Raw genomic sequence first — 18,172 nt, forward strand, 5'->3', positions numbered from 1 at the left:
AGAGGCGGTGGCCAAGGGTGGGCTGTTCGATCGCCTGCGCAACGGCTTTGCCGCGATGGCCGGGCAATGAGCGGCACTGGTCCCACCGGCCGTTTCGTGGTGTTCGAGGGAGGCGAGGGCGCCGGCAAATCGACCCAGGCGCGCCTTCTGGTCCAGGCCCTGGCCGCGCGCGGGATCGGCGCGGTGCTTACCCGCGAACCGGGCGGGACACGTGGGGCCGAGGCTATCCGCGACCTGCTGTTGAGCACGCAGGGCGAAGGCTGGGGCGCACGGGCCGAAGCACTGCTGTTTGCGGCCGCGCGGGCCGACCATGTCGAGCGGTTGATCCGCCCGGCGTTGGCGCGCGGCGACTGGGTGATCTGCGACCGCTTCATCGATAGCAGCCGCGCCTATCAGGGCGGCGGCAACGGGCTGTCCGATGCCGATGTCATGGCACTGCACGCCATTGGCAGCGAAGCGCTGCTGCCAGATTGCACTATCCTGTTGGAACTACCCGCCGAAGAGGCCGCCGCCCGCTGCGCACTGCGTGACCAGGGCCAGGCAGACCGGATCGGCGGGCGCGATGCCGCCTATCATGCGCGCGTTGCCGCCGCATTCGATGGCTTCGCCGCTGCCGAGCCAGGGCGCTTTGCCCGCGTTTCCGCGCTAGGCACCCCCGAAGCAGTCGGCGCGCGCATTCTTGACGCGCTGGCGCCATGGATGCCGCCAGCATGCTGATCGGCCACGAACACCCCTGGGAAACCTGGAACGCAGCCATGGCCGGGCAGCGCATGCACCACGGCTGGCTGCTGGCTGGTCGTGAAGGGCTGGGCAAGGCCAGCTTTGCGCTCGAAGCTGCAGCCAAGCTGGTGGCCGAGCCGGGCGTGCCGCAGCCACCGGCGTTGCATCACCCCGATATCCTGGTGCTCGAGCCGCTCCCCGCCAACGATGATGAAGCGAAGAAGCTTGACGACGGGCGTCCCTATGCCCGCAAGCGCAATATCAACGTCGATCAAATCCGTACGATGCTCCATCGCCTGCACACCCGGCCGACGCTGGGTGCGCGCCGCGCGGTGATCGTGGACGCGGCCGATCATCTGGAAAAAGGCGCGGTCAACGCGCTGCTCAAGGGGCTGGAAGAGCCGCCCCAGGGCACGTTCTTCCTGCTCGTGGTGCATCAACTCGGCCGCCTGCTGCCCACGGTGCGCTCGCGCTGCCAGGTGCTGCGCTTCCGCCCGCTCGATCTCAAGGAAATGAACGAAGCCGTTTCATTATCCGCGCCCGAACTCGATGCCGAAACGCGCGCTGCCGCGATTGCCGTGGCCCATGGCTCGCCCGGCGCGGCGCTGACCTTTGCGACGCAGGATCTTGGCCGCCCCCTGGCGCTGTTGCGCGAGATTCTGCGCACCGGCGATCCCGACCTTGGCCTGCGCGGCGAACTCGGCAGCGCCTTGGGTGCACGGCCCGATCGCGAGCGATTGCTGGCAACGATCGAGGCGGCGCGCACCGTTCTGGCCGAGGAAGTGACTCAGGCCGGCGCCGACAACCGCCTGGCGATCATCGCGGCGCACCAGCATCTGGTCGACCTGGCGCGCGAAGTGCCAACGCACAACTTTGATCCGGCATTGCTGGTAATGGAAATCGGCGGGTTGCTGGCGCGCGCTGCGCGCACTAGAGCGGGGGCAACATCCCGCTGAAGGAAGCGACTGTCGCCATGGGCGAACCCTATTACATCACCACCGCCATTTCCTATCCCAACGGCAAGCCGCATATCGGCCACGCCTATGAAGCGATCGCCGCCGATGTGATCGCCCGGTTCCACAAGGCGATGGGCCGCGACGTGCGCCTGCAGACCGGCACGGACGAGCATGGCCTGAAAATGGCGCAGAAGGCGCGCGACCTGGATCTGACGCCGGCGCAGCTGAGCGACCAGATGTCGCAGCATTTCATTGATATGTGCGCCGCATTGAACGTCAATTATGACGTATTCCTGCGCACCACCGAGCCGCGCCACCACACCGCCAGCCAGGAAATCTGGAAGCGCATGGAAGCCAACGGCGATCTCTATCTCGATCGCTACGAAGGCTGGTACTCGGTGCGCGACGAGGCCTATTACGACGAAAGCGAACTGGTCGAAGGGGAAGGGGGCAGCAAGCTCTCGCCCCAGGGCACCCCGGTGGAATGGACCGTGGAGGAAAGCTGGTTCTTCCGCCTGTCGAAGTATCAGGACAAGCTGCTCGCGCTCTATACCGACAATCCCGATTTCATTCGGCCCGAGGCGCGCCGCAACGAGATGATCGCGTTCGTCTCGCAGGGACTGCGCGACCTTTCGGTCTCGCGCACCAGCTTTGACTGGGGGGTAAAGGTTCCGGGCAGCGACAACCACGTGATGTACGTGTGGGTCGATGCGCTGACAAACTATCTCACCGGCCTCGGCTGGCCGGAAGAAACCGACGCCTTTGCAAAGTATTGGCCGGCAAACCTGCACCTGATCGGCAAGGATATCGTGCGATTCCACACGATCTACTGGCCCGCCTTCCTGATGAGCGCCAACCTGCCGGTGCCGCACCAGGTGTTCGGTCATGGCTTCCTGCTCAACCGGGGGCAGAAGGAATCCAAGTCACTCGGCAACGTGACCGACCCGATCGCGCTGGCCGAACGCTTTGGCGTCGACGCTGTGCGCTATTTCTTCATGCGCGAGGTGGCGTTCGGCCAGGACGGCTCGTGGTCGGCCGAAGCGATCGTGACGCGCTGCAATGCCGAGCTGGCCAACAGCTATGGCAACCTGGTGCAGCGGGTTCTTTCCATGATCTTCAAGAACATGGACGGCAAGCTCGACACTTTTTCGAGCACCGATGCCGATGATGTCCTGCTCGCCACGGTCCACGCTGCCGCTGCCGAAGATCTGCCGCGCGAATTTGCCGCGCTCAACTTCTCGGCCGGGATCGATGCGTGGATGCGCGCGGTCTTTGCCTGCAACGCCTATATCGACGAGCAGGCACCGTGGACGCTGCGCAAGACCGACCCGGAACGAATGCGCGCCGTGCTGCTTACCCTGTTCATGGCCATTCGCGACCTGACCATTGCCATCGCCCCGATCGTGCCGACGGCGGCGGGCAAAGTGCTTGACCAGCTGGGCATTCCGGCCGGCGAGCGCGGCTATGGCGCCTTGCACCATGCGGGCTGGTACATGGAGCGCGTGGCCACCGGGGAAGCCTTGGCGCAGCCGGTCGGCGCGTTCCCACGGCTTGAGCTGCCGGCCGAGGAAAGCGCGAGCGCCTGATGCTGATCGATTCCCATTGCCACCTCATTTACGAAGGCCTGGTTGATCGCCAGGCCGAGGCACTGACGGCAGCCCGCGCGCGCGGTGTGCGCGGCTTCCTCAACATCTCGACACGGCAGCGGGAGTGGGAAGAAGTCGTGGCCGTGGCCCATCGTGAGCCTGACGTGTGGGCAAGCGTGGGCATCCATCCGCACGAGGCGGATAGCCATGCTGATCTGGGCGCTGCGGTGCTGGCAGCGGCCACGGCAGACCCGCGCGTGATCGGCATCGGTGAAACCGGGCTCGATTACTTTTACGATCATTCCGACCGCCAGGTGCAGCAGGACTTGTTCCGCATGCACATTGGGGTGGCGCGAGACATCGGCTTGCCGTTAATCATCCATACGCGCGATGCCGAGGACGATACGCTGCGCATCCTGACCGAAGAAATGGGGAAGGGCGCCTTCCCGGCGTTGATCCATTGCTTCACCGCCAGCGCCGGCTTTGGCCGCGCGGTGCTCGACCTGGGCTTGACGATCTCGATTTCGGGCATCGTCACGTTCAAGAACGCCAAGGACTTGCAAGGCTTTGTTGCCGATATTCCCGAAGACCGCCTGCTGGTGGAGACCGATGCGCCGTTCCTGGCGCCGATCCCCCATCGCGGCAAGAAGTGCGAACCGGCGTTCGTGGCCGATACCGCCGCGTTCGTCGCCGCGCTGCGTGGCGTCACGATCGAGCAACTTGGCGCGGTGACCACCGACAACTTCTTCCGCCTGTTCAGCAAGGCGGAAAGGACCACGGCATGAAGCTGGTCATGCTGGGATCGGGCACCTCGACCGGGGTGCCGCGCATCGGCAACGACTGGGGCGAATGCGATCCGGCCGAACCGCGCAACCGCCGCACCCGCGTGGCGATCGTGGTGGAAGGCGCCGATGGCGCACGCATCCTGGTCGATACGCCCACCGATCTGCGCCACCAGTTGCTCGCCACCGAAATCGACCGGATCGATGGGGTGGTGTGGACGCACGACCATGCCGATCACACGCACGGCATCGATGATCTGCGCCCGCTGCGCATGGGCCGCGGCGCACCGATCCCGGGCTATGCCGCCGATGAGACCGTGCGCCGGCTGCGCCAGCGCTTTGGCTATGTCTTTGCCGGGCAGCACGGCTATCACACGATCTGCAACCTCGATAATCTCGATCGCGTGCGCATGGTCGCCGGCATTGCCATCAGCCATTGCCAGATGGCCCATGGCCCGGCGCAATCAACCGCGTTCCGGTTCGACCAGAATGGCAAGTCCATTGGCTATGCGACGGATTTTTCTGAAATAAATGATGAGATGATCAACCTGTTCTATCGGGTTGACGTGCTGGTAGTCGATGCTTTGCGGCGGCAGCCGCATCCCACGCATGCCCATCTGGCGATGGCGCTGGAACTGGTCGACACCTGCCGGGCAGGCCAGGCGGTTCTGACGCATCTCGACAAGTCGATGGATTATCGCACCCTGTGCGGCGAAACGCCCGACAACGTCCAGCCAGGCTATGATGGCCTGGAAATCAGCCTGTGAGCGCACTGAAAGGATAGCGCCATGATCACGCCCGATCGCATCGTTGCCTTGATCGGCCTGATCATGGCGCTGGTGCTGGTATCCCGCAACGGCGCGCTGCGCCGCGTGCAATGGCCGGCACGGCTCCAGATGGCGCTGATCTGGGGCGTTATCATCGTACTGACGGCCTTGGTATATACCTGGCTCAAAGCCCGCTGATCCGGGCTTCAAGCCAAGTGCATTTTACATAATACATCTTATCCATACCGCGGATAGCGCGTGACGGGCGGTGCCGATCACACCGCCGCACCCGCCAGGATCTGCTTGAGCGCGGCGACGTGTTTGCCAAAGCGCGTGCGCCCGATTGCGGTGATCCGCGCCCAGGTGCGCTGCCGCCCATCGACCGGCGCCTTGCGCAGTGCGATCAGGTCTGCGTCAGCCAGGGCCGACAGATGCTTGGACAGCACGGAATCGCTGCACTTGGTAATCTCGCGCAGCCGGGCGAATTCGGCATCCTGCACGTGGCTCAACACCGCCATGACTTGCAGCCGCGCTGGCGCCTGGAGCAAAGGTTCCAGCCCATCGAGATCGGCCGTGGTTTCAGCCTCGGTCGCCACGCTCATGCCTCTTGCATTTCGCGCACGAACACGCGCTGCCACGTCACGCTGCCCCAATAGCTGATGCCAAAGGTGATGACGGCCAGCGCCAAGCTGAGCAGCGGCATGCCGGCATGCAGGCTGGCCCAGACACTGGCGATGTAGAGCGCGGCGATACCCAGCAACAGCAGCAGCGCCACGCGCCGCGTGCGCCCACGGCGATAGCCATTGATGAACACACCGAGCCGGCGGCGGTCGGACATCACGCAGGCGATGATCCCGGCCATGACGGCGACAAACAGCGCGATGCGCCAGCCAAACGCCACCGCTGGCGTTGCCACCAGCACCGCTTCGCACAAGGCGAAAGCCGCGTGGCGCCAGGGCGGACAGGCGAGCGTGGACAGCTCGCGCTGGGCGCCAACGACGGCACCCAAGGCGGCGCGGGCTTCATCTTTTCCAATTGCGCTCATCATGTCATTCCTCACTTTCCATGTTGGAAAGCGATACAGCAGACTTTCCGATTCGGAAAGAGATAATTTTCCAGAATGGAAAGTGATCATGTCGGATTGCTAGAGGGGTGCCATTTGACCGTTTGCAGCCTAGAAACAGCGTCATGTCTGACTCCGTTTCCGCACCCGCCTTATCGTCTCCCTCGCTGATCCGCCTTTTGGCGATCATGGCCCGCCTGCGTGATCCGCACGGCGGCTGCGAATGGGATCTGGCGCAAAACTTCGCCTCGATCGCGCCTTACACGATCGAGGAAGCCTATGAAGTGGCCGATGCCATCGCGCGCGACGACATCGCCGCGCTGCGCGAGGAACTGGGCGATCTGCTGCTCCAGGTGGTGTTTCACAGCCGCATGGCGCAGGAGGCCGGCCATTTCGCCTTTGACGATGTTGCCGCCGCGATCGCCGACAAGATGGAAGATCGCCATCCTCACATCTTTGGCGGCGAGGATGATCACGGCCAATCGCGCGAGGAACGCTGGGAAAACCGCAAGGCTGCCGAACGCGCCGCCAAGGGCGCGCAGAGTGCGATGGATGGCGTCGCCCTCGCCCTGCCCGCGCTCATGCGCGCGGAAAAGCTGCAGAAGCGCGCCGCGCGCGTGGGGTTCGACTGGCCCGATACGGCAGGTCCCACCGCCAAGGTGATCGAGGAGCTCGACGAGCTCGCCGCGGCGCAAACCACAGCGGAACAGCTGGATGAAGCCGGCGACCTGCTGTTTGCCGCCGTCAACGCCGTGCGCGCCTATGGCATTGCCCCCGAAGACGCGCTGCGCCACGCCAATGCCAAGTTCGAGCGGCGTTTCCGCGCGATGGAGGCATTGGCGCAAGGACGCTTTGCCACGCTGGACCTGGATGCCCAGGAAGCACTGTGGCAGGCGGTGAAAGTGTCAGAGCGTGGTGAAGCGGCCGATATCAGCGAGGCTTAACCGCACGCTGAGGCGCAGTGCCGTCTGGTCTTCGTTGGGCTCTTCGCGCAGCACTTCACCATGGGCGTGCAGCCAGGCCAGGCGCTGGCCATCGCTGACGGGCACAGTGAGTTCCAGCACTTGCGCATTCCCGGTCAGCATGTCGCTCAAGACACTGAGCAGGGTATCGGTGCCCTCCCCCGTCATGGCGGAGATCGGCACGACCTTCTGCTCGGGCACGCCATGAGCAATCATCGCCTCGCGCATGGCGCGTTCGTCTTCGGCGAGCAGATCCCACTTGTTCCAGGCCTCGATGATCGGGATTTCGCTGCCACCCTCACCGATCACGCCCAGATCCGTAAGGATTTCTTCCACCTCGGCCTTTTGCTGGGCCGCCGCCGGGTTGGCGATATCGCGCACGTGCACGATCACATCGGCCGCCGTCACCTCTTCCAGCGTGGCGCGGAACGCCGCGACCAGCTGTGTCGGCAGATCGGAAATGAAGCCGACCGTGTCTGACAGGATCGCCTTTTCCACCCCCGGCATGCGGATGGCGCGCATGGTGGGATCGAGCGTGGCGAACAGCAGGTCTTCGGCCATCACCGCGGCGCCGGTCAGGCGGTTGAACAGCGTAGATTTTCCGGCGTTGGTATAGCCGACAAGGGCAATCACCGGCCATGGCGCGCGCTGGCGCCGTTCGCGATGCAGGCCACGGGTGCGGCGCACCTGTTCCAGTTCGCGGCGCAAGCGTGCCATGCGGTTGCGGATCATCCGCCGGTCCGCCTCGATCTGGGTTTCACCTGGGCCGCCAAGGAAGCCAAAGCCGCCGCGCTGGCGTTCGAGGTGGGTCCAAGAGCGAACCAGGCGCCCAGCCTGGTAATCGAGATGGGCGAGTTCCACCTGCAGCCGCCCTTCGGCGGTGGCGGCACGTTCGCCAAAGATTTCGAGGATCAACCCGGTGCGATCTATCACCTTGCGCTTGAGCTTGTCTTCCAGGTTGCGCTGCTGGATTGCCGACAGCGCCCCATCGATGATGACGAGCTCTGCCTCGTTCTGTGTGGCGCTGACGGCGAGGCGTTCGACCTGCCCTTCCCCGAACAGCGTGCCGGGGCGCACCGCGCGGATCGGCACGATGAACGCGTCGACCACTTCGATGCCAATGGCGCGGGCCAGGCCCTGCCCTTCTTCCAAGCGCGCTTCGGCATCCTCGCCCAAGCCGCCGCGCTGGCGAATATCGGGCAGAACAACAATGGCGCGCGCGCCACGGGTGACTTCGCCTTCGATGTCACCCGCATTGCGTCCAAATTCGAAAGTGCTCAGTTCGCTTCGCCTTCCCAGTCACCCGTCAGATCGACATGGCCGGCCGGCTGAATCGTCGAGACGGCATGCTTATAGGCAAGCTGCACATAGCCTTCGCGTTCCAGCAGCATGCAAAAAAGGTCGTAGGCCGCGACCTTGCCCTGCAGCATGACGCCGTTGACGAGGAACATGGTAACCTGCACGCCGGCATCGCGCACGCTCGACAGGAACACCTCCTGCAACAGGCGCTTCTTGCCGTTTTCGTCGTTGCCGCTCTGGAAGTGGGCAACCGAAAGCTGCTGGCCCGGCATGATCGTGGAGATCGCATGCTTGTAGACCAACTGAGACTGACCATCGCGGCGCAGCAGGATCGAGAAATTGTCAAACCAGGTGACGATGCCCTGCAGCTTGACGCCCTTCACCAGAAACATGGTGACGGGAATCTTGTTCTTGCGCAGATGGTTGAGGAACACGTCCTGAAGGTTCTGGCCCTTCACCGCGCCGCCGCTGGCGACAGGTGCGGGCGTAGTCGCAGGCGCAGCGGCCTCGGCAGGGGCTGCGGCTTCAGACTTGGCGCGGGGACGCGCAGACAGGGTCTTTCCGGTCATTCTTGTGACTCCGTTCTATTGGCGGGCCCCGGTCCTTTCGGCGCTATTCCGGGGCTTCGCGATCTGGCTCACGATCATTGCGGTGCAAGATGACACGACAATGGCCATGGGCCGGCTTCGAACCTTGTCTTATGGCCGCTTTGCGGCTGCGTAAACCGGGTTTTTGTCGCAAACGTTCGCTTGTGCGTAAAAGCCTGGTGGAACGCCCGCCAGGCGGTCAGTCGTCTTCCTCGTCCTCGCGCCGCTCGGCCATGCCCAACAGCTTGAGCTTGCGATGCAGGGCAGAGCGTTCCATTCCGATGAAGCTGGCGGTCTTTGAGATGTTGCCGGAAAAGCGCCGGATCTGCACCTTGAGGTACTCGCGCTCGAAATTCTCGCGCGCCTCGCGCAGCGGCACGCCCATCAACGCCGAGGTGCCGGTATCGGCGCCAAGCCGGGTGGAGACGATTTCGGCGGGCAGCATGTCTGCCTCGATCCGGGCCAGGCGCTCGCGCGGGGTGAGGATGATCGTGCGCTCCACCACATTGCGCAGCTGGCGCACATTCCCCGGCCAATCATAACTTTGCAACGCGGCCATGGCCTCGGGCGTGATGCCCGGCGGCGAAACGCCCTGCTCGCTGGCATAGCGGGTGAAGAAATGATCGACCAGCGAGGGGATGTCGTCGCGCCGATCGGTCAGCGGCGGGATCGCGACTGGTACCACGTTGAGGCGGTAGAACAGGTCTTCGCGGAAACGCCGCTCGGCGATTTCCTTTTCGAGCGGGCGCGAGGAAGAGGAAACGACCCGCACGTCCACGCGGATTTGGCGATGGCCTCCCACGCGCACGAATGCCTGCTCGGTCAAGACGCGCAGGATACGCGCCTGGCTCGAGGCTGGCATGTCGGCCACTTCATCGAGGAAGAGCGTGCCGCCATCGGCCATTTCCAGCAAGCCGGCGCGCACCAGCTTGCCATCGGCTTCTTCGCCGAACAGTTCCTGTTCAAAGCGTTCGGGCGTGATGCGCGCGGAATTGACGGTAATGAAGGCGTTCTGCGCGCGCGGGCTCCAGCTGTGGAGCAGGCGCGCGGCCACTTCCTTGCCCGACCCGGCCGGGCCGGTGATCAGCAAGCGGCTGCCGGTGTTGGCCACCCGCTTGAGCGTGGCGCGCACCTGGTTGATTGCCGCCGAATTGCCGGTGAACTCTTCCGAGGCGACGAAGCCCTGGCGCAGGCGCTGATTTTCCCGGCGCAGGCGTTCCGTTTCGGTGGCACGTTCCACCAGCAGCAGCAGGCGTTCGGCCTCAAACGGCTTTTCGAGAAAATCCATCGCACCGCGGCTGATGGCCGAAACGGCGGTATCGATATTGCCGTGGCCGGAAAAGATGATCACCGGCAGTTCCGGCTCGCGCTTCTTGATCTCGTCCAGCACTTCGAGCCCGTCCATCGGGCTGCCGTGCAGCCACACGTCGAGCAGGACCAGGCTGGGGCGGCGTTCGTCCACCGCTGCCAGGGCCGAAGTGCTGTCACCGGCCAGGCGGCAGCCATAGCCTTCGTCGCTGAGCACGCCCGCCACGAGTTCGCGGATGTCACGTTCATCGTCGACGATCAGGATATCGAGAGCCATGGGAATTTCTGAGTCCTGTGGAAAAAGCCTGATGGAATCGTGCGGTCCAGAAAGGATCAATGCGGCGCGGCAGCCACTGTATCGACGGGCGGTGCATTGGCAGGGGCCACGCCCCCGGCCTGGGCCAGGGGATCGCGGGCAAAGCGCATGGTCACGCGGGTGCCACCTTCCGGCTCGTTGGCAAAGGCCATGTCGCCGCCATGCTCCTCGACAATCTTGTTGACGATTGCCAGGCCCAGCCCGGTGCCCTTTTCACGCGTGGTGACGTAGGGTTCGAGAATGCGCTCGCGCTCCACCGGCAGGCCAACGCCATTGTCGATCACGGTGACCACGACGGCCGCATCATCGGCATGCAGCTGCACCGCGATGCGGCCGCGGTAATCAAGGTCAGACACCTTTGCGCGCTGCTGCTCGATCGCCTCTACCGCGTTCTTGAGCACGTTGGTCATCACCTGGCCGAACTGGTGCCGATCGCACTGGAATGGCACGGCCGGCGCATCGCTGGTAAAGCTGAAGCTGACCTCGCCATGCGCCACTTCCTGAAGGAACAGCGCCTGGCGCACCAGATCGCTGGCATCCTCACTGCGGAACACCGGCTTGGGCAGGCGCGCGAACGAGGAGAACTCGTCCACCATTTTGCGCAAGTCGCCCACCTGGCGGATGATCGTGGCAGTCAGTTCCTCGAACAGTTCGGGATCGGTCACGATCTGCCGGCGATAGCGGCGCTTGAGGCGCTCGGTCGCCAGCTGGATCGGCGTCAGCGGGTTCTTGATCTCGTGTGCGATGCGGCGGGCGACGTCCGACCAGGCCGCGCGGCGCTGGGTGATCAGCTGGCGGGTGATGTCCTCGAACGTGATCACGTGGCCGTGGCGATCGGCCCGTGCCTTGACCGCGAGGGTGAGCAGTTCACCCTGGCGGGCATATTGTACGATGCCGCTGCTTTCGCCGTTGGCAACAAGCTGCGCGATCTGTGGCGCGATTTCGGTCAGCGTGCGGCCATCGGCAGAGACGCGGGGATCTTCGAGCAGGAGCTTCTGCGCCGAAGAGTTCATCAGCTGGATGGTGCCATCCGGCCCAACCGAAACGATCCCGGCCGTGATCGATTCCAGCACGGTTTCGATGAACACGCGCCGCACGTCGAGCTGGGCGTTGGCATTGACCAGCGCCTGGGTCTGCCCTTCCAGTTGCGCCGTCATGCGGTTGAAAGCGCGGGTCAGCATGCCGACCTCGTCGATGTTCTTGACCGGTGCCACGCGCATGGCAAAATTGCCGCTGCCCACGCTGCGCGCGGCCTTGACCAGTTCGGCCAGCGGGGCAACCTGGCGATCGGCAAAGCGCAACGCCACCCACACTGCCAGCATTACCAGCGCCAGGCTGATCACGAACAGCGCGACATTGAAACGCAACTGGATCGCGCGCGCACTGCGGCTGAGCATGTCATAGGCGGACAGCACGCTGTTGGCGCGCTCGAACTGGCTCAGCGCCAGCTTGTCGGAGTTGCGTGCCACATACAGATAGATGCCGCGCTGGTGATCGATTGGGGTGACCGCCTCGATCCGCTCGGCTGAGGCGTTGACGACGACCTGCTCCCCGGCATCGAGCTTGCGCAGTTCATCGGGCGTAACGCGCTCGCGGTTGTCCTTCGCATTGGGATCAACGATTGCAGCGGTGCGCAGGGTGCCATCGCGGCCGCGCTCGATGATCGCGCTCTCGTCCATCTTGCGGCTGTAGACCTGCCAGGAATAGCCGGCGAGAAAGTCCTGGCTGGTGATCGGGGCCTGGTCGAAATAACCGCGCACGTCGCCGGCCATGGCCACGCTTTCGCGGCCGACATCGCGCAGCTTATCGGCGTAATAGCCGCGGGCCAGGCTGTTGGCATTTTCCAGCATGCCGCGGGAATCGCTGGAAAACCAGAATTCCACGCCAGATTGGAAAAGCAGCGAGGCAAAGATCACGACCAGCAGCGTGGGGATCGCCGCGATCAGCGAAAACAGCCAGACCAGGCGCACGTGCAGCCGCCCGCTGGTGCCAAGGCCGCTGCGCGCGGCCCGCGCCAGGGCCAAGCGGCGGCCCGCCAGCACGATAAGCGCCATGGCCGGCACCAGCGAGCCGATGAGCAGGACCGAGGTGAGCCGTGCCGGCAACAGTTGATTGGCGGCGCTGTTGGCGCTGACCGTCTGCCATGAGACCATCAGCATGGTGATCAGCGCGGTTCCGGCAGTCATTTCCAGCAGGAGGAACACGTTGGCGCGGCGCAGCGACACCAGCAGCCGTCGCCACCAGCGCGGCAGTCGTTTGCCCGAACGTGTTGCATTTGCGACCATCGTGGCGCCTTTACAACGCTGCTGTTGCAAAAATGCAAGTGCTTTTATGACACACCGCGTCTGGACGAGGCGCGTCAGCGACCACCCAAGGCATCTTCCGGCGCAATGCCCAGATCGACCAGGCGCTTGCGCAGCGTGTTGCGGTTGATCCCCAGCAGTTGCGCGGCTCGCAACTGGTTGCCGCCGGTCTGCGCCAGGGCATGAAGGAACAGCGGCCGCTCGAACGCGGCCAGCGCGGTGTCATAGAGCATGCCCGGCTCGGGGCGCGCCTGGATCAGGAATGCGTCGAGGGCCGTAGCGAAATCGGCCGGGGCAGCGTTGCCGATGCCCGCTTCGGGCTCGCCAGCGCGCTGGGCCGCGTTATCGCTGGCCAGCAGTGGTTCGATCGTGGCGTCATCGACCACATCGTCGCGCGCCAGCAGGGCCAGGCGGAAGATGAAATTGCGCAATTCGCGCACGTTGCCGCGCCAGGGCTGGCGCGCGAGCAGTGCCGCACCCGCGGCCGACAGCTGCCGCCGGGGCAATCCCTCGGCTGCGGCCCGCGCCAGGAAATGGCGGGACAGCGCCTCCACGTCGTCAGCCCGCTCGCGCAGTGGCGGCAGTTCGATCGGCACGACGGCGAGGCGGTAGTAAAGGTCTTCGCGAAATGTGCCGGCGGCGATCATCGGCACCAGATCGCGATTGGTTGCCGCAATGATCCGACAGTTGAGCGCGATTTCCTCCGTGCCGCCCACGCGGCGGATGCGCCCGGATTGCAAGGCGCGCAGCAAGCGGGTCTGCGCCTCCAGCGGCATGTCGCCGATTTCGTCGAGAAACAGCGTGCCGCGCGCGGCCTGTTCGAACTTGCCGATCTGGCGGGCAACGGCGCCGGTGAACGCGCCCTTTTCGTGGCCGAACAGCTCGCTTTCGATCAACTCGTGCGGGATGGCAGCGGTGTTGACCGCCACGAACGGCCCGTCCCGCCGGTTGCCCAGTTGGTGAATCGCTTCGGCCACGAGTTCCTTGCCGGTGCCGGATTCGCCCAGGATCAGCACGGTCAGATCATTGCGCAACACGCGCGTGATCATGCGATAGACCGCCTGCATCGCCGCGCTACGCCCGACCAGCGGCAGGCCCTGCCCCAGGTCTTCGGCAGCATCGGGCAGATCGCTGCCGTCCAACGCGCCCAGCGCCTGGCGCACGGTGCGCACCAGTTCTTCCAGGTCGAACGGCTTGGGAAAATATTCAAACGCGCCAGTATCGCTCGCCCGCACCGCGGTATCGAGCGTGTTCTGCGCCGACAGGATGATCACCTGCATGCGCGGAAACGCCGCGCGCACGGGGGGAAGCGTTTCGATGCCGTCACCATCGGTCAGCATCACGTCGGTCAACATCAGGCCATAGGGCTTGCTCGCCAGCAGGCAATCGCGCCCGGCAATGCTGTCGCAGCGGTCAACGTGCAGGCCCTCGGCCTCGAGCGCCGCGGTGATGACGATGGCGATGGAGGAATCATCCTCGACCAGCAGAATCGACTCTTTCATGCGCTCAATCATTCTGCACAGTGCCGGCAACGGGCAGATGCAGGCGGAAATGCGTCCACCCCCCCACCTCGTCGCGATCATGGGTAATGCGCCCGTTCATTTCCCGCACCAGCTTCTGCACCAAGGCGAGGCCCAGGCCCTGGCCGTTTTTCTTGGCGGTAACGAAGGGCTCGAAGATATGGTCGCGCAGCGCGGGGTCGATACCCGGGCCATTGTCGCTGACGCGCACCTCGATAGGCAAGCGCAGCGGCTTGCCCGCGCGCGAATGCACCTGGATGCCGCTGGCAAAGCGCGTGCGCACCACGATGCGGCGGTTGTCCTGCCCCTCGCATGCCTCGCGCGCATTGGTCATGAGATTGAGCAGGATCTGCACCAGGGCATCGGGATTGGCCGTGACCGGGGGCAGCGAGGGATCGAATTCCTCCCGCACCACCACGCCACCCGGGTCGCTGGCGGCGATCACCGCCTGGGCGCGGCGCACCGCTTCGTGCAGGTTGCAGGGCACGGCAGGCTCGCGGATGCGGCGGGAAAGCGACTGCATGTGATCGATCAGCTTGGCGATGCGATCGACCTCGGCGGTGATCAGCCCGGTCAGCGCGCGGTCCGCCTCGCCCAGCTTGCGGTCGAGCAATTGCGCCGCGCCGCGAATGCCGGCGAGCGGATTCTTGATTTCATGGGCCAGCACCTCGGGCGCGCGCAGGGCGCCGGTCTCGCCCGCACCGGCACCGGGCACGTCGTCGCTTAAGCCTTCCACCCCGCTCATTTCGTGCAGGACCAGCATTTGCCAGCCCGGATGATGCTGGACCGGCGCGGTCATCACATCGAGCGCGCGGGTGCTGCGCCCGGGCAGGCCAACGCGCACGCGCCGCGCCACCAGGTGCGTCTCGGCATCGGCAAGGCGATGCAGGATCAGCGGTTCTTCAAAGGCCAGAACGTCGATCAGGGCCTTGCCGACCAGGCGCCGCGCCCCCTGGCTCAGCAATTGTTCGGCCGCCGGATTGACCGCCGAAATCGTCATGTCGGGCGCCAGCAGCAATACGGCCAGCGGAAAGCTGGCAATCATGCGCTTGGGATCGGGCCGCACCAGATGCTCGGCGCGGGCGCGGTCCAGCCCTTGCGTCATGCCGCTTCGCGGTGGTGCAGCGGGGCGTAGAACGCTTCGAGATTGGCGAGCACGTCCTGCGCATCATCGATGAAGTTGACACGGTTGCGGAACTCGGCCGACCCCGGCAGGCCCTTGGTGTACCAGCCCAGGTGCTTGCGCGCCATGTTCACGCCGGTGACGGCGCCATAGTGGTCGAGCATCGACTGGTAGTGTTCCACGATCAGGCGGTATTGCTCCTCGATCGTGGGATCGGGGCGCACCTGGCCGGTCTGCAGCCAGTGCATCACCTGCCCCAGCAGCCACGGGCGGCCATAGGCACCGCGCCCGATCATCACGCCATCGGCCCCGCTTTGCGCCACGGCCTGCGCCACTTCCTCGATCCCGCAGATATCGCCGTTGACGATCACCGGAATGGTCACCGCTTCCTTGACCTTGCGAACAAACGCCCAGTCGGCGCTGCCCTTGTACATCTGGTTGCGGGTGCGGCCGTGGACGGTGATCATCTGCGCGCCAAGATCCTGCGCGATCCGTGCCAGTTCCGGGGCATTGAGGCTGTCATGGCACCAGCCCATGCGCATCTTGACCGTGACCGGAACCTTCACCGCCTTGACCGTCGCTTCGATCAGGCGCGCCGCCAGCGGCACTTCGCGCATCAGCGCAGACCCGGCATAGCCGTTGACCACCTTGCGCACCGGGCAGCCCATGTTGATGTCGATGATGGCCGCGCCGCGATCTTCCGACAGCTTGGCCGCTTCGCCCATCTGCTCGGGATCGCAGCCGACCAGCTGCATCGAGACCGGTTCCTCGGTGGGGTGCCAGGCCCATTTCTGGATCGACTGGCGCGTTTCGCGGATCGCGGCGGGGCTGGCGATCATTTCCGTCACGTTGAGGCCCGAACCGAAGCGCCGCACCATCAGGCGGAACGGCAGATCGGAAACGCCCGTCATCGGCGCCAGCACCACCGGGCAGCCAATGCGCACGGGGCCAACGTCGAGCGGGGCGAGAACGGGGGGAGTGGGAACCTGGGTCATGACCGAACGATACTGCCTAAAAAACAGGCAGCCCTTAGTCGAATACGCGCGAGTGGGCAAGCGCCCGTCCGGGAGGGCCAAGCCGCCGCTTGGCTTCCCTCCGCCCTGCTGGTAGAGGCGCACCCGGAATGAACCCTGTCCCTCCCCCTTCAGACCAGCAATCCTTTAGCAGGACGGCCGCCATCGTGGTCGCCGCCGGCAAGGGCCTGCGTGCCGGTGGCAGCGTGCCTAAGCAGTTTGCCCTGTGGCAGGGCCAGCCACTGGTGCGCCACAGCGTGGAATCGCTGATTTCTGCCGGTGTCGCGCCGGTGATGGTGGCGATCCCGCGCGGTTGGGAAGAGGTAGCGGCCGCAGCCCTGCAGGGATTGCCCGATGTCGTATTCGTCCATGGCGGAGAGACGCGGCGAGAATCGGTAGCGTGCGCGCTGGAAGCACTGGCTGACGATGCACCGGACCATGTGCTGATTCACGACGCTGCCCGTCCGGTCCTGCCGCGCGCAGTGATCGATCGCTTGTTGGCGGCGCTGGCATCGGCGCCTGGTGCCATTCCGGCGCTGCCGGTGGTCGACAGCGTGGTGCGTGGGCGCGAGGATGGCCGACGCGATGTTGCCGTGGCGCGCGAGGGCCTGTTCCGTGTGCAGACGCCGCAAGCGTTTCATTATCCTGCCATCCTTGCCGCCCATCGTGGCTGGAACGGCGGCGCCGAAGCGGGCGATGATGCACAGGTGGCCGATGCCGCGGGCCTGGCCGTGGCGCTCGTTGCCGGAGACGAGGCCTTGCGCAAGGTGACCTTTGCCAGCGATCTGGAGACTGCCCCGATGCCAGCCCCCCTTCCCCGCACGGGCATGGGTTTTGACGTTCACCGCCTGGTCACGGGGCAAGACCTGTGGCTGTGCGGCGTCAAGATCGATCATGCCAAGGGCCTTTCGGGCCACAGCGATGCCGACGTGGCGATCCATGCCCTGGTCGATGCGCTGCTCGGCGCTATTGCAGCCGGTGACATCGGCGATCACTTCCCGCCGTCCGATGCGCAGTGGAAAGGCGCCTCGTCCGATCGTTTCCTGGCGCATGCCGCCGCGCTGGTGGCGCAAAGCGGCCATGCGATTGCCAATGTCGACGTGACGATCATCTGCGAAGCGCCCAAGATCGGCCCACACAAGGCGGCGATGCGCGCCCGCCTCGCCGAAATCCTGGGCCTGCCGATCGACCGCGTCAGCGTGAAGGCGACGACCACCGAGCGCCTGGGCACGACCGGTCGCGGTGAAGGCATTGCGGCGCAGGCCGTTGCCACCGTGGTGCCGCAATGGTCAGCCTGACCCTTGCGCGCCGCAGCGCCGCCACGCTCGCCCTTGCCGGATTGCTCGCGGGGCAGCAGGCCTTTGCGGCAGACGCCCGCGCCTGCCTGGAGCCGGCCGATGTCGATGCCATGGTAGCCTATGCCCTGCCATCGGCGATGGACAGCGCGATCACGTTCTGCGCGCCGCACCTGGCGCCGCAGGGCTATTTCGCCCGCGAGGGCCAATCGCTGGTGCAGCGCTATGCCCAGGCCAAGCCGGCTGCCTGGCCGCGCGCCAAGGCAGCGCTGCTCAAGCTGGGCCAAGCCGACGCCAAGGGCGGTGACCAGACTATCGCGCAGATGGCCCGGTTGCCCGACAAGGCCCTGCAGCCGTTTGCCGACGGCATGGTGGGGCAGATGGTCACCGAATCGATCAAGCCGCAAAGCTGCGCGCCGCTGGAACAGATGACGCGCCTTCTGGCGCCATTGCCGCCGGAAAACACCGCCAGCCTGTTCACCTTCATCATCCGCATGGTCGATTCGCCATCGCGCAAGCCGGGCATCGTGCCCCGCAAACCTGGGCTGCCCCTGTGCCCGGAAACCCCATGA

General features: G+C 65.2%; 18 protein-coding genes. 9 read left to right on the plus strand and 9 right to left on the minus strand.

Going from position 1 to position 18,172, the window contains the following annotated elements:
- The first annotated feature begins 66 nt into the window (after positions 1 to 66).
- The 6 genes from tmk to H926_RS33950 are packed head-to-tail and all read left to right on the plus strand — an operon-like array spanning position 67 to position 5,009.
- Complete coding sequence (gene tmk / locus H926_RS0123860; RefSeq protein ID WP_022678461.1) at positions 67 to 717, plus strand: dTMP kinase; 651 nt, start codon at positions 67 to 69, stop codon at positions 715 to 717.
- Entirely contained in the window at positions 711 to 1,676 is a 966-nt protein-coding gene (locus tag H926_RS0123865) for a DNA polymerase III subunit delta' (protein ID WP_237741193.1), read from the plus strand. Before tmk ends, H926_RS0123865 begins: the two co-directional genes overlap by 7 nt.
- Positions 1,677 to 1,693: 17 nt before the next feature.
- Positions 1,694 to 3,262, plus strand: a complete 1,569-nt coding sequence (gene metG, locus H926_RS0123870) for a methionine--tRNA ligase (protein ID WP_022678463.1) — start codon at positions 1,694 to 1,696, stop codon at positions 3,260 to 3,262.
- On the plus strand, positions 3,262 to 4,047 hold the full coding sequence (locus H926_RS0123875; protein ID WP_022678464.1) for a TatD family hydrolase: 786 nt from the start codon (positions 3,262 to 3,264) through the stop codon (positions 4,045 to 4,047). Before metG ends, H926_RS0123875 begins: the two co-directional genes overlap by 1 nt.
- On the plus strand, positions 4,044 to 4,811 hold the full coding sequence (locus H926_RS0123880) for an MBL fold metallo-hydrolase (protein WP_022678465.1): 768 nt from the start codon (positions 4,044 to 4,046) through the stop codon (positions 4,809 to 4,811). The genes H926_RS0123875 and H926_RS0123880 overlap by 4 nt, the downstream gene beginning before the upstream one ends.
- A 21-nt stretch (positions 4,812 to 4,832) precedes the next feature.
- Entirely contained in the window at positions 4,833 to 5,009 is a 177-nt protein-coding gene (locus H926_RS33950) for a hypothetical protein (protein WP_022678466.1), read from the plus strand.
- Positions 5,010 to 5,086: 77 nt separating this feature from the next.
- Here H926_RS33950 and H926_RS0123890 read toward each other — a convergent pair whose 3' ends face one another.
- Together H926_RS0123890 and H926_RS0123895 are read right to left on the minus strand one after the other, a co-directional pair.
- A complete protein-coding gene (locus H926_RS0123890) occupies positions 5,087 to 5,413 on the minus strand; it encodes a transcriptional regulator (protein ID WP_022678467.1) in 327 nt (108 codons plus the stop codon).
- Positions 5,410 to 5,856 (minus strand): hypothetical protein, encoded by a 447-nt coding sequence (locus tag H926_RS0123895; RefSeq protein WP_022678468.1) that lies wholly within the window; start codon positions 5,854 to 5,856, stop codon positions 5,410 to 5,412. The genes H926_RS0123890 and H926_RS0123895 overlap by 4 nt, the downstream gene beginning before the upstream one ends.
- Before the next feature lie 143 nt (positions 5,857 to 5,999).
- Between H926_RS0123895 and mazG the strand changes: the two genes are divergently transcribed.
- The gene (mazG, locus tag H926_RS0123900; protein WP_022678469.1) at positions 6,000 to 6,818 is read left to right on the plus strand and encodes a nucleoside triphosphate pyrophosphohydrolase; all 819 of its coding nucleotides are present in this window, start codon (positions 6,000 to 6,002) and stop codon (positions 6,816 to 6,818) included.
- Here mazG and hflX read toward each other — a convergent pair.
- The 7 genes from hflX to dusB all read right to left on the minus strand — a co-directional run bounded on the left by hflX (position 6,780) and on the right by dusB (position 16,287).
- A complete protein-coding gene (gene hflX / locus H926_RS0123905; protein WP_028658439.1) occupies positions 6,780 to 8,117 on the minus strand; it encodes a GTPase HflX in 1,338 nt (445 codons plus the stop codon). The genes mazG and hflX overlap by 39 nt on opposite strands.
- Positions 8,114 to 8,704 (minus strand): RNA chaperone Hfq, encoded by a 591-nt coding sequence (gene hfq / locus H926_RS30440; RefSeq protein ID WP_022678471.1) that lies wholly within the window; start codon positions 8,702 to 8,704, stop codon positions 8,114 to 8,116. The genes hflX and hfq overlap by 4 nt, the downstream gene beginning before the upstream one ends.
- 217 nt (positions 8,705 to 8,921) lie before the next feature.
- Entirely contained in the window at positions 8,922 to 10,307 is a 1,386-nt protein-coding gene (locus H926_RS0123920) for a sigma-54 dependent transcriptional regulator (RefSeq protein ID WP_022678473.1), read from the minus strand.
- Between the two features lie 56 nt (positions 10,308 to 10,363).
- Positions 10,364 to 12,631 carry an ATP-binding protein gene (locus H926_RS0123925; protein WP_022678474.1) on the minus strand — a complete coding sequence of 756 codons (2,268 nt, stop codon included), beginning with the start codon at positions 12,629 to 12,631 and terminating at the stop codon, positions 10,364 to 10,366.
- 74 nt (positions 12,632 to 12,705) lie between these two features.
- On the minus strand, positions 12,706 to 14,151 hold the full coding sequence (locus tag H926_RS0123930; RefSeq protein ID WP_028658440.1) for a sigma-54 dependent transcriptional regulator: 1,446 nt from the start codon (positions 14,149 to 14,151) through the stop codon (positions 12,706 to 12,708).
- A gap of 4 nt (positions 14,152 to 14,155) precedes the next feature.
- On the minus strand, positions 14,156 to 15,274 hold the full coding sequence (locus H926_RS0123935; RefSeq protein ID WP_022678476.1) for a nitrogen regulation protein NR(II): 1,119 nt from the start codon (positions 15,272 to 15,274) through the stop codon (positions 14,156 to 14,158).
- Positions 15,271 to 16,287: a tRNA dihydrouridine synthase DusB gene (gene dusB / locus H926_RS0123940; protein ID WP_022678477.1), complete on the minus strand. Its 1,017-nt coding sequence runs from the start codon at positions 16,285 to 16,287 to the stop codon at positions 15,271 to 15,273. The genes H926_RS0123935 and dusB overlap by 4 nt, the downstream gene beginning before the upstream one ends.
- A 128-nt stretch (positions 16,288 to 16,415) precedes the next feature.
- Here dusB and H926_RS0123945 point away from each other — a divergent pair, with 128 nt between their 5' ends.
- Together H926_RS0123945 and H926_RS30445 are read left to right on the plus strand one after the other, a co-directional pair.
- Positions 16,416 to 17,603, plus strand: a complete 1,188-nt coding sequence (locus H926_RS0123945) for a bifunctional 2-C-methyl-D-erythritol 4-phosphate cytidylyltransferase/2-C-methyl-D-erythritol 2,4-cyclodiphosphate synthase (RefSeq protein WP_051146503.1) — start codon at positions 16,416 to 16,418, stop codon at positions 17,601 to 17,603.
- Positions 17,591 to 18,172: a hypothetical protein gene (locus tag H926_RS30445; RefSeq protein WP_022678479.1), complete on the plus strand. Its 582-nt coding sequence runs from the start codon at positions 17,591 to 17,593 to the stop codon at positions 18,170 to 18,172. The genes H926_RS0123945 and H926_RS30445 overlap by 13 nt, the downstream gene beginning before the upstream one ends.

The sequence above is a fragment of the Novosphingobium sp. B-7 genome (genome assembly GCF_000410615.1).
GTDB classification, from domain to species: domain Bacteria; phylum Pseudomonadota; class Alphaproteobacteria; order Sphingomonadales; family Sphingomonadaceae; genus Novosphingobium; species Novosphingobium capsulatum.